At 40.3% G+C, this 17380-nt stretch carries 1 protein-coding gene; it reads right to left on the bottom strand.

Going from position 1 to position 17380, the window contains the following annotated elements; genetic code table 11:
- Positions 1 to 22: 22 nt before the first annotated feature.
- Positions 23 to 17341: a non-ribosomal peptide synthase/polyketide synthase gene (locus MHH57_RS12680; RefSeq protein ID WP_342434168.1), complete on the bottom strand. Its 17319-nt coding sequence runs from the start codon at positions 17339 to 17341 to the stop codon at positions 23 to 25.
- Positions 17342 to 17380: the final 39 nt, after the last annotated feature.

The following is a 17380-nucleotide window of genomic DNA, read 5'->3' as shown; positions in this document are numbered from 1 at the left end:
CCTCCTTAAATACAAACTCTTTTTATTCGAAGTTATTCAATACGTCTTCAAACTCATCCATATTCAGATCGTCTACTGTAAAATCACTGAGTGTAGCTTCTGAATAGTCCATTTCTGCACAATGGGTTATTATGTTTACTAAATGCTTTTTAAAACTCACCGCTACCCCTTCAATAGTACTCTTCTCATACTCGCCCTGGTTGTAGCTAAAGTTTAATTCCAGCTTCCCGCCTTCTACAGTTCCGCCGTTAATATCAATACAATACTCACTTTTATAGTTTGGTCCTGTAGACTCTCCGACAGGAATATCAGACACTCCAAATAAATTGTCTACATTATCCTGGTTGAATTGACCGAGGTAATTGAAGCTTATTTCAGGGTTTAGATTAAAATTTAAATCGGCTTTGTTTTCCGGCAAGGTAAGATATTTTAGTATGCCGTAACCTATCCCTTTGTTAGGTATCTGCCTGATGTTTTCTTTTACCGATTTGATCATGCGGGAAATATCGAGTTGTCCGCTGACATCTAACACCACGGGATACTGGGTGGTGAACCATCCCACGGTCCTGCTTATGTCAATGTCTTTAATGATTTCCTCCCTGCCGTGCCCCTCCAGACTGATCAGAACCTTATCATTTCCGGTCCATTCCCTCACTGCTAATCCCAAGGCGGTAAGCAATATGTCGTTTACTTCTGTGTTATAAGCATGGTTTACCCGCTTTAGCATCTTCTCAGTCTCTTCAATACTCAGCTCGATCTTGACGCTATTGTTATTCATATACCTTCTTTCTTCAATCTCTCGGTCTTTTGGAAGCGGTATTGTTTCAGTTTTTTCCAAATTGGTCCAGTAATTTATTTCTTTTAATAGTTCAGGGCTATTGGCATACTCATCAAGCCTCTGTGCCCAATCTTTGAAAGAGTCGGTCTTGTTGCTGAATTTTATTTCATCATTGTTTAGCGCCTGTCTGTATCCTATGTCCAAATCTTCCAGTATGATTCTCCACGATACCCCATCAACTACAAGGTGGTGAATAGCTATTAGCAGGTGGTCCCCTTCTTTAGTCTTAAACAGACCAACCTTAACTAAAGGACCGTTATACAAGTCCATGCTCCTCTGAATCCTCGACGCTTCCAGCTCTATTTTTTCCCGGTAATTATAGCTGTCCCTAAGGTCTACAATTTCCAATGAAAAATGTTCACCTTCAAGGTTTTTGTTGTATTGGAGTATATTTTGATCCTCTATTTTTACCACTGTTCTAAAAATATCGTGGTGCTCTACAAGCTTTGACAATACTTTTCGAATAATAGCTTCTTCAAATCCGTTACGCCCATATATCATTATTTCCTGATTAAAATGATGGATATCCTTGCTGTCTTGTTTATACAACCATCTTTGTATAGGTGTTATCGGTACTATGCCTTCTACCGGGCCTTGATGAATTCTTCGGCTTGTAGATTGTATATATTCGACGAGTTCCTCAATTACAGGATGTTTGAATAAGTCCCGCATTTCGAGCTTTAGCCCATGGACGTTAAGACGCGACATTACCTGTATGGCTTTTATTGAGTCTCCTCCAAGGCTGAAGAAATTATCTTTTACCCCGATGTTTTCAGTTTTTAGTACGTCTTCCCATACTTTGGCCAGTATTTCTTCTCTTTCGTTTCTAGGAACTACATGCTCTACTCCGGTATTAATATTCCCCTGTGGTTCAGGCAATGCTTTCCGATCAATTTTACCGTTGGCATTAAATGGCAGCTGTTCCAGCTGCATGAAATATGCTGGTACCATGTAGTCAGGTAGTTCGTTTAAGAGATGCTCCCTTAGCTCGGAAATGGTCAATTCATTTTCCCCTACAATATATGCACACAGGTACTTCTTCCCTTGCTGCTCTTCCTTTGCAATAACCACTGCTTCCTTAATAGCAGTGTGCTTCACCAGATGTGCTTCAATTTCTCCAAGCTCTATTCTAAAGCCTCTTATCTTTACCTGGTGGTCGATCCTGCCCATGAATTCGATGTTCCCATCAGGAAGCCGCCTTACTAAGTCCCCTGTGCGGTACACTTTTTCGCCGGGAATAAACGGGTTAGGTACAAATTTTTCTGCTGTCAGTTCAGGTCTATTCAAATAGCCCCTTGCAAGACCGCTTCCACCTATCACAAGTTCACCGGCCACTCCTACAGGAGTTAATTGGTTGTGCTTGTCCAGTATATAAAGGTATACATTCTGTAAAGCTTTCCCTATAGGTACTGTTATAAGTTCTTCTGCTATTTTCTTTGTTATACTGTAACCCGCTGCATATATCGTGGACTCTGTAGGCCCATAGATATTTTCCAGAGATGTGTTCTCTGAGACATCGAAAAGCTCATGGACAAGCTTTTTGGGCAGCGCTTCTCCAGCAGCAAAAATATACCTGAGAGTTGATGGCAGTTTTATACCATTATCTTTTAAAGTTTGTACCATTATATTCAGCATTGATGGTACAAAGTTTACATGGGTTATCTTATGCTTGTTTATTACCTCTACTAACTCCATAGCTTCCTTTTCCACACCTTGGCGTGATATTACAAGCTTTCCTCCGTTGAGGAACCAGCCAAATATCTCAGCTACGGATACGTCAAAGGTATAAGTTGTTTTAAATAGAAAAGCGTCTTCCGCTTTAAGCGGATACATGGCCTGGAGGGCTGTAATTATGTTTACAACGCTAGTATGCTCAATCATTCCACCTTTGGGCTTCCCTGTCGAACCTGATGTATAAATGACGTACGCAAGGTCCGAGGGTTTGTTTACATTTTCAAGCTTTGAGTTCTCTTCATTTAAATATTCTTCCTCCAGATATATAATATCCGCATCAATCTGCTTATTTTCCATAAAGGTCCTGGAGGTCAAAAGGATCTGGGAACCACTATCGTCCAACAAATACTTTATCCTTGTATCAGGATAATTAGGATCTATCGGCAGATACGCCCCTCCAGCTTTCAATATGGCAAATATCCCCACAATCATCTCAAATGAACGTTCGGCCATAATTCCTACAATACGGTCAGGCTTTACCCCTTTGTTCCTCAATACTCTGGCCAAATGATTTGCCTTTCCGTTCAATTCCCTGTAAGTCAAGTGCTTGTCTTCATATACCACAGCTATGTTGTCAGGTGTCCTTTCCACCTGCTCAGCAAACAGCTCATGTATGGTTTTGTCCTGCGGATAGTCTTTCTTAGTATCATTAAAGTCTATCAGCAACTGCTTTCTTTCTTCATGACTTAATATAATAAGCTTGTCAACTGACCCTTTGGGGTTATGGATAAACATATTTAAAATATTAATAAAATAGTCTATACACTCTTCTGCCTGTTTTCTTTCCAATACTTTGTCCGAGTAGATCAAGCTTATATTAAGATCATCGAATGTATTACTTACTGTAAAGTCAAGACTTGTATTGGTTGCTTCATATTCATCAACTGAAATTCTATCTTTAACATCACCGATTTCTTTGTTTATTATCTCGTTATATATATGAAAATCCACATAATTGAATATGGTATCAAATAAAGGATTTTCCTCTTTGTTTTCTTTTCCGCCCAGGATATTTATGATCTCAAATAAAGGCAGTCTTCCATAAAGCTTTAAGTTTATTAATTTCTTTTCTGCAACTTTTATCAATTCCTCCCATATATCGATTTTATCAAAACACATTTTGACGGGAACCGTATTTAAGAAGCACCCCAGCATCTTATCTCCATCTTCGCATACAGGTCTGTTATTTTCTACCAAACCTACGACAAAGTCATCCTCGTATGAAAGCATATTGAGCATATAAGTGTATGCAGCAAAGCAAAGTGTCTTTAAGCTTACATCATATCTTCTGGCAGTACTTCTTAAATCACCTAAAAATTCCTGACTTAAATGACGTGTTACATGGTCTACTTTATAAGATTTTTTTGTTTTTCCATGAATATTTGCAGGCATATTCAACCTTTTATATTCACTTAATTCCTCTCTCCAATAATTAATTACTTCCTGGTTGTCCTTAATTGTCATTTGGTCTGCTATATAATCTTTATAGCTGCATTTAAGCCGTGTTGGTATATAATCTTTTTCTTGCTTAAGCTTAGAGTATAGGTTTGAAACTTCCGTAATCAATGAAGCAACACTCCAGCCATCCAGGATAGCATGGTGGAATATCAGAACCAGACAAATATGGTTTGCGTCAAGTTTGAATATTCTTATCCTCCAAAGGGGCTTTGATATATCAAACGGATTCGCTCTGTCATTTTCCAAATATTTGTTTATATACTCAACCTGCCCTGTCCTGCTAAAATTCATGATATCTATCTGCTCAATATCAAGACTACTGCCCTTGTAAACAATTTGCACAGGAGTTTCAAAATCCTCTAAATTAAAAACCGTCCTTAAAATATCATGTTTTGACGTCATTAGAAGCATCGCTTCTTTAAATGCTGGGAAATCAAAGTCTTTGTCATTCAGATGAAATGCAAATTGGTCATGATAAACTGCATTTTCATAGTCTTTTTTGGAATGATAAATCATACCCAGCTCTATGTGACTCATCGGATATATATCTTCCATGTCCGAAGGTAACTTTTCTGAGAGAGTTTCATTCATCAATATTCGCTGTTTAAATAACTCCAGTTCTTCCCTTGCTTTACCCATCTTACTGTTAAAAGCTTCCGTATCTTTTACTTTTAAGAATGCAGACAATCTCTCAATATCAGGATTCATGTATATATCCCTGATTTGGATGTTTATATCCAACTTTTTGCATATTGTGCTGACTAATGATATTGCACGTATAGAATCTCCGCCTATTTTAAAGAAGTTGTCCCTTATTCCTACCTGTTTTGCTCCAAGCACTTCCTGCCATATTTCAACCAGTTTCTCTTCCACTTCATTCCGCGGCGCTACATATTCTGTTCCCGTACTCATACTTCCGTCAGGCTCGGGCAATGCTTTCCTGTCTATTTTTCCATTAGGGGTCAATGGCAGCTTTTCCATCTGCATAAAGTAAGAAGGGATCATGTAGTCCGGGAGCTCTTTTGACAAGTGTTCCCTCATCCCCTGTACGGTTATTTCTTGATCCGGTACGACGTACGCACAAAGATACTTATTTCCGTCAGCTCCTTCTTTGTCCAATACCACTGCTTCTTTTATTGTTTCATGCTTTAATAACCGGTTCTCTATTTCACCCAGTTCTATCCTGTAGCCTCTTATCTTTACCTGATGGTCGATCCTGCCCAGGTATTCTAGGTTGCCGTCAGGCAGCCACCTTGCCAGGTCACCTGTCCTGTACATCCTTTCACCCGGTGCGAATGGGTTTGCTGCGAATTTTTCTTCTGTAAGTTCCGGTCTGTTCAAGTACCCTCTTGCCAGTCCATCCCCTGCTATACATAGTTCTCCCGCTACTCCTATCGGCTGCAGGCCCTTTTCCTTACTCACAACATATAACTTAATGTTATCTATGGGCTTTCCTATTGGTACAAGCTCCAATTCTTCTTCCGTAGAGCAGCCAAAGTAGGATACATCTACTGTTGCTTCTGTTGGTCCGTACAGGTTATGCAGGCTTGTTCCTTTTTCTTTGTACAGCAGCTTGTTGAACTTTTCTACTTGCTTCAGGTTCAGTGCTTCTCCACTGGCAAATACCTGCTTTAAGCTTGCTATTTCCTCTATTATCCCCTTTTCCTCTACATACTCTAAAAATACACTCAACATGGATGGTACAAAGTGCATTGTGGTAACTTTATTTTTTTCGATTGCCTTCACGATTTCTTCCGGATTTTTTTCTCCTCCCGGTATCAGCAGGCAGACTTTGGCCCCAGTAAAGCTCCACCACAATAATTCCCATACCGATACGTCAAAGGTATAGGGAGTTTTCTGCAGGATCACATCACCTTCAGCTATCGGGTATTGCTTCTGCATCCAGTTGATCCGGTTGATTACGGAGTAGTTCTCTATCATTACCCCTTTGGGTTTGCCGGTAGAACCGGATGTATATATTACATAAGCCAAGTTTTCAGGTTTACTAATTAACTTTGGATTTGATACATCCCCAGTAAATAGTTCCTGATTTTCTATGCTAATAAATTCAGCATTTCTGTAACTACCTTTAGCATTTATAAATTTATCCTGTATCAGAATAATTTGGCTGCCACTGTCATCAAGCATAAACTGGATCCTGTCTTCAGGGTATTCAGGAGCTATGGGTAAATAAGCCCCCCCAGCTTTTAGGACAGCCATGATCCCTATGATCATTTCCGGGGAACGTTCTACCATAATTCCCACTACACTATCAGGTTTTATTCCCTTTTCTCTTAATTTTCTGGCCAGTTGGTTTGCCTTTTCGTTTAGCTCCCTATAAGTCAGCTGTTTATCTTCAAACACTACAGCAATATTATTGGGTGTCCGTTCCACCTGTTCCTCAAAAATCTGATGGATGGTCTTTTCCCGAGGGTATCCTGCTTTTGTATTATTAAATTCATATAATATTTGATGTTTTTCGTCTTGTGACAGCATATCAATTTCTAATAGCCTTTTTTCAGGAAAGGCTGCTGCCTCTTCCAATACATTAAGGTAATGGGCAATAAGCCTTATAACTGACTCTTTCTTAAACAACCTGGTAGCATACTCCAATTCAAATGCAATACCGTCCTCTGTTTCCTCAGCGTTTAAAGTCAAGTCAAACTTGGATATTCTTACTTCACTGTCATAGGGCATAAACCTTAGCCCATCCATCTTCACTTCTGATGCCTCGATATTTTGCAGTACAAACATAGTATCGAAAAGTGGATTTCTACCCAGATCCCTTTCCAGGTTAAGCTTATCTACCAGTTCTTCAAATTGGTAATCTTGGTTTTCGTAAGCCCTTAAGGAGTTTTCTCTTACTTCATTAAGGAAGTCCACAAAAGTCTTTCCACCTTGAGGGTGATTCCTCATGGCTAGCGTGTTTACAAACATACCAATAACGTCCTGAAGATCAGTATGCGGCCTTCCTGCAACGGGACTTCCAACTATAATATCTTCCTGTCCGGTGTACTTGGATAAAAGGACATTGTATGAAGCTAAAAGTACCATGTAGAGCGTGGCACCATTATTCACTGCAAGTTTGTTCAGTTTAACAGCAAGCTCCTTGCCTGCTTTGAAACTGATCACATCTCCCTCAAAACTCTGTATAGCTGGCCTAGGGTAGTCTAGCGGCATATTAAGCAAAGGAATTTCTCCTTTGAATACTTGGAGCCAGTATTCTTCCTGCTTACTAATTGTCCCATCAGCAAACAGCCTGTTCTGCCATACGGAAAAATCCTTGTACTGAATCTTAAGTTCCGGAAGTTCCTTACCTTCATACAGGCTCATAAATTCTCTTACCAGTATGTCGTCAGACACCCCGTCAGATATAATATGGTGCTTATCAAACATCATAATATATCTGTCTTCTCCAACTTTTATAAGCCCAACCCTAAGTAAAGGAGCCTCATCAAGGTCAAAGGTCCTAATAAATTCACTGGCTATTTTCGCAGCTCTTTCCTCATCGATTTCCATATACATAACACTAAAATCCACATTGCTATGGACCTTTTGTACCGGTTTACCATCTATCATATGGAATGAGGTACGGAAAGACTCATGTCTGTCAACAAGCTCCCTAAAAGCCTGTTCAAAGCGCAGTTTATCGAGTTTGCCTTCAATTAGCATAATACCAGGCATGTTGTATGCCATCCCAACTGCGTCAAGCTGGTTTAGAATATACAGCCTTTTCTGGGCGGATGAAATTGGATAGTACTCCATCTCCCCAGCCGGCCCAATAGAATGAAATACACTCTCCTTTGCAATCTTGATGCACTCGGCAACTTCAGACATATTTGGGCTCTTAAATATTTCTTTAAGCGGTATGTTTACATTGAACTCTTTGTGAATCCTGGCAATAAGATTTGCTGCCCTTAAGGAATGTCCCCCCAGCTCAAAGAAATTGTCGTTTCTTCCCACTTTCTCTATACTAAGGATATCCTGCCACAACCCCGCAAGTTTCTCCTCCACTTCACCCAAGGGTGCGACATACTCTATTCCAGCATCGATATTGCCGTCAGGTTCGGGCAATGCCTTCCTATCTATTTTGCCATTGGGAGTCAGCGGCAGCTTTTTTAACTGCATAAAATAGGATGGTATCATATAGTCTGGAAGGTCCTTTAAGAGATGTCCCCTTAGTTCTGCTATTGTTAATTCATTTTCCCCTGCCACATAGGCACACAGATACTTGTTTCCCTTCTGATCTTCCCTTGCAATAACCACTGCTTCCTTTATTGAAACGTGCTTTAGCAGTTGTGCTTCTATTTCCCCCAGCTCTATTCTAAATCCCCTTATCTTTACCTGATGATCTACTCTTCCTAAAAATTCCATATTCCCATCAGACAGCCATCTGGCCAGATCCCCTGTACGATACATCCTTTCCCCTGGTATAAACGGGTTAGGTACAAATTTTTCAGCTGTCAGTTCGGACCGGTTTAGATATCCCCTTGCAAGCCCTTCTCCCCCTATGCACAACTCACCCAAAACCCCTGTAGGCTGAGGTCTCAAGTGTTTGTCAACAACGTAGTATTTTATATTTTGCATTGGCTTTCCGATAGGTACACTCCCGGATTCCAAATAGCTTCCCAGTCTCTTTTCGTAATAACTGGAATCTATGGTGGACTCAGTAACCCCATAGCTATTAACAACCCGCAGTTTCTCTCCATACCAGGATTGTAATCTTTCATAATCTTCCACAGAGAGAGTATCTGATCCAAGTATAAGCAACTTGAGGCTATCAATAATCAAAGCATTATCATGGATATAATCCATAAGAGGAATAATCAGTGCCGGTGTGGATTCAAAGATGGTTATTTTATGGGTTTTAATAAGTGAATATAATCGTGCAGGATCGTATCTCTCCTCGGATGAACAAATAACCATTTGGCCTCCGTTGAGCAGCGTTCTCGAAACATCTCCCACAAATACATCAAAAGAAAAACTTGCGATTTGCAACAGCTTTACATCCATATCCGCAAGCCTATATTCCTTTTTCCATGCGTAAGATATGTTGACAAGACTTCTATGCTCTATCATGATCCCCTTTGGCTTTCCTGTGGTTCCTGATGTATAAATGACATATGCTAAATTACAAGATTTATTAATGACAGGAAGATTTTCTGTTCTCCCGTTGTAATTCACACAGTCATCAAAGCTTATAATATCAAGATCAAATTTAATTTTTTCTTTATGATGTTCTTGCGTAAGAATAATTCCAGCCAAGCTGTCATCGATCATATATCTGATTCGTTCTTCAGGATATTCGGTGTCTATGGGTAAATACGCGCCTCCTGCTTTAAATACAGCAATTACACCTATTATCATTTCTATGGACCGGTCTACCATTATAGCTACTACACTGTCAGGTTTTAATCCCTTGTCCCTTAAGATCCAAGCCAGTTGATTGGCCTTTTCATTAAGTTCTCCGTAAGTCAAGTATTTATCTTCAAATACTACTGCTATGTTATCAGGCGTCTTTTCCACTTGTTCTTCAAATAGCTCTTGTATGGTCTTATCCTTAGGATATTCTACTTTTGTATCATTGAAGCCATAGATTATTTGCTGTTTTTCCTCCTGGGACAACATATTTATTTCCGACAACCTTTTAAACGGATTTGCGGTTATCTCTTCCAACACGTTAAGGTAATGAGCCGCCAACCTTTTTATAGTCTCTTTTTTGAAAAGCCGAGTACAATATTCAAAGCTAAAAGCCATACCATCTTCACGCTCTATTGCATCAATGGATAGGTCAAATTTTGATATTCTATACTCTAGCCCGTTATTAAAAGGTCTGAAGCTTATACCAGGTACTGCAAATTCTACCTTAGAGGCATTTTGCATGGTAAACATAGTATCAAACAGTGGGTTTCTGCTCATGTCCCTCTTCAAGTTAAGCTTCTCAACCAGTTCTTCAAATTGGTAATCCTGATTGTCATAAGCCCTTAGAGCGTTTTCTCTTACTTCATTCAAGAATTCTACAAAGGTACTATCTCCCTTGGGGTAATTTCTCATAGCCAAGGTATTTACAAACATACCAAGGATATCCTGCAGGTCTGAATGTGGCCTTCCGGCTATAGGGCTTCCAACGATTATGTCTTCCTGTCCGGTGTGCTTAGACAGCAATATGTTGTATGCCGCGAGCAGTGTCATGTAAAGCGTAGCCCCATTATCCCTTGCAAGCTTGTTTAATTTATTCGTAAGCTCACTGCCTGCTTCAAAGCTAAAAAAATCCCCTTCAAAGCTTTGTATTACAGGCCTTGGATAGTCTAGCGGCATATTCAGTACAGGTATTTCTCCCTGGAATGCTTGGAGCCAGTATTCCTCCTGGCTGCTAATTCCGCCCTCATCAAACAGTTTATTCTGCCATACAGCGTAGTCCTTGTACTGTATCCGAAGTGCTGGAGGGTTGTTTCCTTCATAAAGATCCATAAACTCACGAATCAGTATGTCCATGGAGACACCATCGGATATAATGTGATGCATATCAAACATCATAAGATGCCTGTCTTCTCCCGTTTTTACAAGCTCTACCCTTAGCAGAGGAGCCTTGCCAAGATCAAAAGGTCTGGCAAATTCCCCAGCATACTCTGCGGCTTTTTCTTCGTTAGTTTCAAAGTACATCACGCTGAATTCCACATGGTCATGAACCTTCTGGACCGGGTTACCATCGATCATGTGGAACGATGTTCTAAGAGTCTCATGCCTTTTTACCAACTGCCTGAAGACTTCCTGGAAACGCGCTGTATCAATGCTTCCTTCCAGCAGCATAATACCAGGCATGTTGTATGCTGTCCCTGCCCCTTCAAGCTGGTTTAGTATATACAGCCTTCTTTGTGCAGATGACATAGGGTAGTATTCCATTTCTCCTGCCGGTTGGATTGACTGATATAGGCTCTCCTTTGAGTCTTTAATATATCTGGCAATTTCTAAGATGGTTGGTGTCTTGAATATTTCCTTAAGAGGTATGTCTACATTGAACTCTTTGTGAATTCTTGCTACAAGGCTTGTTGCCTTTAACGAGTGTCCCCCAAGCATAAAAAAGTTATCATTTCTTCCTACCTTCTCTATTCCAAGGATATCCCGCCACAACAGCGCAAGTTTCTCCTCTATTTCTCCCGAAGGTACTACGTATTCTACGCCGGTATTAACATTGCTATCGAGCACAGGCAATGCTTTCCTGTCTATTTTTCCATTAGGGGTCAATGGCAGCTTTTCCATCCGCACAAAGTAGGAAGGGATCATGTAGTCCGGGAGCTCTTTTGACAAGTGTTCCCTCATCCCCTGTACGGTTATTTCTTGATCCGGTACGACGTATCCACAAAGATACTTATTTCCGTCAGCTCCTTCTTTGTCCAATACCACCGCTTCTTTTATTGCTTCATGCTTTAATAACCGGTTCTCTATTTCACCCAGTTCTATCCTGTAGCCTCTTATCTTTACCTGATGGTCGATCCTGCCCAGATATTCTAGGTTGCCGTCAGGCAGCCACCTTGCCAGGTCACCTGTCCTGTACATCCTTTCACCCGGTGCGAATGGGTTTGCTGCGAATTTTTCTTCTGTAAGTTCCGGTCTGTTCAAGTACCCTCTTGCCAGTCCATCCCCTGCTATACATAGTTCTCCCGCTACTCCTATCGGCTGCAGGCCCTTTTCCTTACTCACAACATATAACTTAATGTTATCTATGGGCTTTCCTATTGGTACAAGCTCCAATTCTTCTTCCGTGGAGCAGCCAAAGTAGGATACATCTACTGTTGCTTCTGTTGGTCCGTACAGGTTATGCAGGCTTGTTCCTTTTTCTTTGTACAGCAGCTTGTTGAACTTTTCTACTTGCTTCAGGTTCAGTGCTTCTCCACTGGCAAATACCTGCTTTAAGCTTGCTATTTCCTCTATTATCCCCTTTTCCTCTACATACTCTAAAAATACACTCAACATGGATGGTACAAAGTGCATTGTGGTAACTTTATTTTTTTCGATTGCCTTCACGATTTCTTCCGGATTTTTTTCTCCTCCCGGTATCAGCAGGCAGACTTTGGCCCCAGTAAAGCTCCACCACAATAATTCCCATACCGATACGTCAAAGGTATAGGGAGTTTTCTGCAGGATCACATCACCTTCAGCTATCGGGTATTGCTTCTGCATCCAGTTGATCCGGTTGATTACGGAGTAGTTCTCTATCATTACCCCTTTGGGTTTGCCGGTAGAACCGGATGTATATATTACATAAGCCAAGTTTTCAGGTTTACTAATTAACTTTGGATTTGATACATCCCCAGTAAATAGTTCCTGATTTTCTATGCTAATAAATTCAGCATTTCTGTAACTACCTTTAGCATTTATAAATTTATCCTGTATCAGAATAATTTGGCTGCCACTGTCATCAAGCATAAACTGGATCCTGTCTTCAGGGTATTCAGGAGCTATGGGTAAATAAGCCCCCCCAGCTTTTAGGACAGCCATGATCCCTATGATCATTTCCGGGGAACGTTCTACCATAATTCCCACTACACTATCAGGTTTTATTCCCTTTTCTCTTAATTTTCTGGCCAGTTGGTTTGCCTTTTCGTTTACTTCCTTATAAGTCAGCTGTTTATCTTCAAACACTACAGCAATATTATTGGGTGTCTTTTCTACCTGCTCTTCAAACAGTTGATGTATAGTCTTATCCTTAGGATACCGGACCTTTGTATCGTTAAAGTCATATAGTATTTTCTGCTTTTCTTCCTGTGAAAGCATATCAATTTCTGACAACCTTTTTCCAGGATAAACCGTTATCTCTTCCAGAACATTAAGGTAATGGGCTGCAAACCTTTCTACAGTCTCTTTCTTGAACAGCCTTGTGGCATATTCCAAATCAAATGCAATACCTTCCTGGGTTTCCCGAGCATTTAATGTCAAGTCAAATTTGGATATTCTAAATTCATTTGTATAGGGTATAAACTTAAGCCTATCTATCTTCAATTCTGATGAGCCGGTATTTTGCAATACAAACATAGTATCAAAAAGAGGATTCCTGCTCATATCCCTCTTTACATTAAGCTTTTCCACCAGTTCTTCAAACTGGTAGTCCTGATTTTCATAAGCCCTTATAGAGTTTTCCCTTACTTCCTTTAGAAACTCAGCAAAGGTCTTTTCTCCCTGGGGATAGTTCCTCATGGCTAAAGTATTTACAAACATACCTATTATGTCTTGTAAATCTGTATGAGGTCTTCCAGCTATAGGGCTTCCCACTATAATATCTTCCTGCCCCGTATACTTAGACAGCAGTATGTTGTATGAAGCAAGCAATGTCATGTAAAGAGTAGCCCCATTATCCCTTGCAAGCTTAATAAGTTTTCCCGTAAGCTCACTGCCTGCTTCAAAACGGATAAAACCTCCGTCAAAGCTTTGAACCGCAGGCCTTTGGTAATCTACTGGCATATTCAGCACAGGAATTTCTCCATTAAATTCCTGGAGCCAGTATTCCTCCTGCTTCTTTATTTTGTCCCCAGCAAATAGTTCCTTCTGCCAAACAGAATAGTCCTTGTACTGTATACGGAGGGAAGAAGGGTTATTTCCTCCATACATATCCATGAACTCATGTACCAGTATATCCATGGACGTACCGTCAGATATGATATGGTGCATGTCAAACATCATGACATGCTTGTCTTTTCCCGTTTTCACAAGGCCTACTCTTAGCAGCGGAGCAATTCCAAGATCAAACGGCTTTATAAATTCTTTTACGATTTCCCCCACTTTTTCTTCGTAAGATTCTAGATACACTACACTAAAACCCACAGGATCATTGATCTTCTGGACGGGTTCACCCTCTATGAAATGGAAAGATGTTCGAAGGGTCTCATGCCTATTTATAAGCTGTTGGAAGGTCTTCTGAAAAAGCTCCAGATCAATACTGCCTTCAACCAGCAAGCTGCCTGGCATATTGTATGCTGTCCCTGCTCCTTCAAACTGATTTAATATATACAGCCTTCTTTGGGCTGATGACATAGGGTAGTATTCCATCTCTTTAGCAGTTTGGATGGATTGATATATACTCTCCTTTGCTTCCTTCATATACCTTGCTATTTCCGCTATAATTGGAGCCTTAAATATTTCCTTAAGAGGCATGTCTATATTGAACTCTTTGTGAATTCTCGCTACAAGGCTTGTAGCCTTTAAAGAGTGTCCACCTAACATAAAGAAGTTGTCATTTCTTCCTATCTTCTTAATTCCAAGGATGTCTTGCCAAATCAGTGCAAGCTTCTCTTCAAATTCGCCTATAGGCGCTTCATACTCTATTCCCGTATTTATATTACCTTCGGGTTCAGGCAATGCCTTCCTGTCTATCTTGCCATTAGCTGTCAATGGCATTTTTTCAAGCTGCACAAAGTATGATGGTACCATGTATTCGGGCAGTTCTTTTAAGAGATGCTCCCTTAGTTCTGATATTGTCAGCTCATTTTCTCCCGCTATATATGCACACAGGTATTTACTGCCCTGATGGTCTTCCTTTGCAATCACCAAAGATTCCTCAATTGAAGGATGCTTTAGCAGTTGTGCTTCTATTTCACCAAGCTCTATCCTAAAGCCTCTTATCTTTACCTGGTGGTCTATTCTACCCAGGTATTCCATTTCTCCATCAGATAATAACCGGACCAGGTCTCCAGATCTATATAACCTCTCTTCCGGCTTGTACGGATTTTGAACGAACTTTTCCTTTGTAAGCTCCGGTCTTCCAAGATATCCTCTGCAAACTCCGTCTCCTCCTACACAAAGCTCTCCGGCTACTCCAATGGGAACAACTTTCATGTTCTTATCCATTACATATGTTGTAAGTGTTGGTATAGGCCTTCCTATGCTGCTCACATTAGATCTAATTTCTTCCTCTTCTATCTCTTTATATGTGACATGCACTGTTGTCTCGGTTATTCCATACATATTGATGAGTCTAGTCCGCGGGTACTTCTTTCTCCATTCCTTCAACAATGCAGGCTTTAATGCTTCCCCTCCGAATATGACATATCTTATCTTAAGTTCTTTTTCTTCATATGATACTTCTTCATTGGCTATATTATAGAAGGCTGAAGGTGTCTGATTTAATACGGTCACCTTCTCATTCCTTAGAAGTCTCAGATACTCTACATTGCTGCGTGCTGTCATTTTAGGAACTACCACCAATCTGCCCCCATATAACAACGCCCCGTACATCTCCCATACGGAAAAATCGAAACTCATAGAATGAAACATAGTCCATACATCATTTTCGTTAAAATCAAACTGCATTTTACTGTTAAATAACAGCCTTACTATGTTTCTATGCTCTATCATTGCCCCTTTGGGTTTACCTGTAGAGCCTGAGGTATATATTAAGTAAGCTAGATCGGAAGGTTTATTTACCTCCGATAAGTTATATTGTTCATCTGAATATTCCTGCTCATCTTCTAAATTTATTACTGTACCTATTGATGTATATTTGTCTATAAAATGTGATTGGGTCAACAGGATCACTGCCCGGCTGTCTTCCAGCATATGACTTATTCTTTCCTCAGGATAATCTGGATCTATGGGAAGATATGCCCCTCCTGCTTTTAATACCCCTAGGATTGCTACTATCATCTCAAGTGAGCGTTCTGCCAGAATACCTACGATACTGTCCGGTTTGACTCCTTTAGCCCTTAATACATGGGCCAACCCATTTGATTTTTTATTGAGTTCACTATATGTAAGCTTTTTACCCTCAAATACCACAGCTACATGATCAGGGTTCTTCTCTGCCTGCTCTTCAAAAAGCTGATGGATAGTCTTGTTTTTAGGATACTGTGCCTCTGTAGCGTTAAAGGTATATAGGATTTGCTGTTTTTCTTCCTGTAACAGTACATCAATTTCCCACAACCTTTTTTCAGGGCATGCCGTTATCTCTTCAAGAACGGAAATGTAATGGGTTCCAAACCTTTTTATTGTCTCCTTCTTAAACAGCCTGGTACAATATTCAAGGTTAAATGTTATACCTTCTTGACCCTCTACCACTTCAAGCATAAGGTCAAATTTTGCCTTTCTGCCTTCCAGCCAGTTGTTGTATTGTTTGAAGTTTATACCCGATGCTGCAAATTCTGTCTTGTTTGAAGTGCGCAGTGCAAACATAGTGTCAAAAAGAGGATTCCTGCTCATGTCCCTCATGAGATTAAGTTTTTCTACAAGTTCTTCAAACTGGTAGTTCTGATTTTCAAAAGCCAAAAACGCATTTTCCCTTACTTCCTGCAAGAATTGGACGAAGGTCTTTTCTCCCTCAGGATAGTTCCTTATGGCCAAGGTATTTATAAACATACCAATGATACCCTGCAGGTCAGCATGGGGCCTTCCGGCTACAGGACTTCCAACTATGATGTCTTCCTGTCCAGTGTATCTGGACAGGAGTACGTTATATGCAGCCATCAGTACCATGTATAAGGTAGCTCCATTATCTGTTGCAAGCTTATTTAGTTTGACTGAAAGTTCAGGGTTTATTTCAAAGCTTACAGCATCTCCTTCAAAACTTTGTACCGCCGGTCTTGGATAGTCAGTAGGCATATCCAGTACCGGTATATCACCCTTAAATGTCTGGAGCCAGTATTCTTCCTGCTTCTTTATTGAGTCTCCGGCAAACATCTCCTTCTGCCATACAGAAAAATCCTTGTACTGTATCCGTAGTGGCAAAAGGGTCTTCCCTTGGTACAAATCCAAAAACTCACTCATAAGTATATTGACTGATATACCATCTGATACTATGTGGTGCATGTCAAACATCATAACACGCCTGTCTTCGTTCGTTTTTACAAGTCCTACTCTCAGTAATGGAACTTGGCTAAGATCAAAGGGCGTTATGAATTCTTTGACTATTTCTGCTGCTTTTTCTTCATCCAGTTCCAGGTACGTAATACTGAAATCCACGTAATCATGAACCTTTTGTACTGGTTCACCCTCAACCATATGAAATGATGTGCGCAGAGCCTCATGTCTTTTTACTAGCTCCTTGAATGCCTGTTCGAAGCGTACTGCATCAATGTTTCCTTCCAGCAGTACGACGCCTGGCATGTTATATGCAGTACCTGCTCCTTCAAGCTCGTTTAGTATATACAGCCTTTTCTGGGCAGATGACATAGGGTAAAATTCCTGCTCTCTGGCAGAAGGTATTCCAGAAAAGGCATTTGGCGTATATTTTGAAACATCTTTTCCTTTTTCTTTTAGCATCGTCTCAAATAGCTTTCTTTTTTCTGGAGAAAGAGATTCTATTCTTTTCATCAAATTATCCATAACTTCGTCCCTCTTCTCTATTTCATCTCTTTTAATTCC

The organism is Paenibacillus sp. FSL H7-0442, assembly GCF_038593105.1.
Classification (GTDB): Bacteria; Bacillota; Bacilli; order Paenibacillales; family Paenibacillaceae; genus Paenibacillus; species Paenibacillus polymyxa_D.
Note: the sequence above shows the minus strand (reverse complement) of the source record. Positions and strands in the feature narration are given on the sequence as shown.

Coding starts and splice junctions, on each gene's coding strand:
- MHH57_RS12680 (WP_342434168.1), bottom strand. CDS start 17,341: ATGGATAATTTGATGAAAAGAATAGAATCTCTTTCTCCAGAAAAAAGA.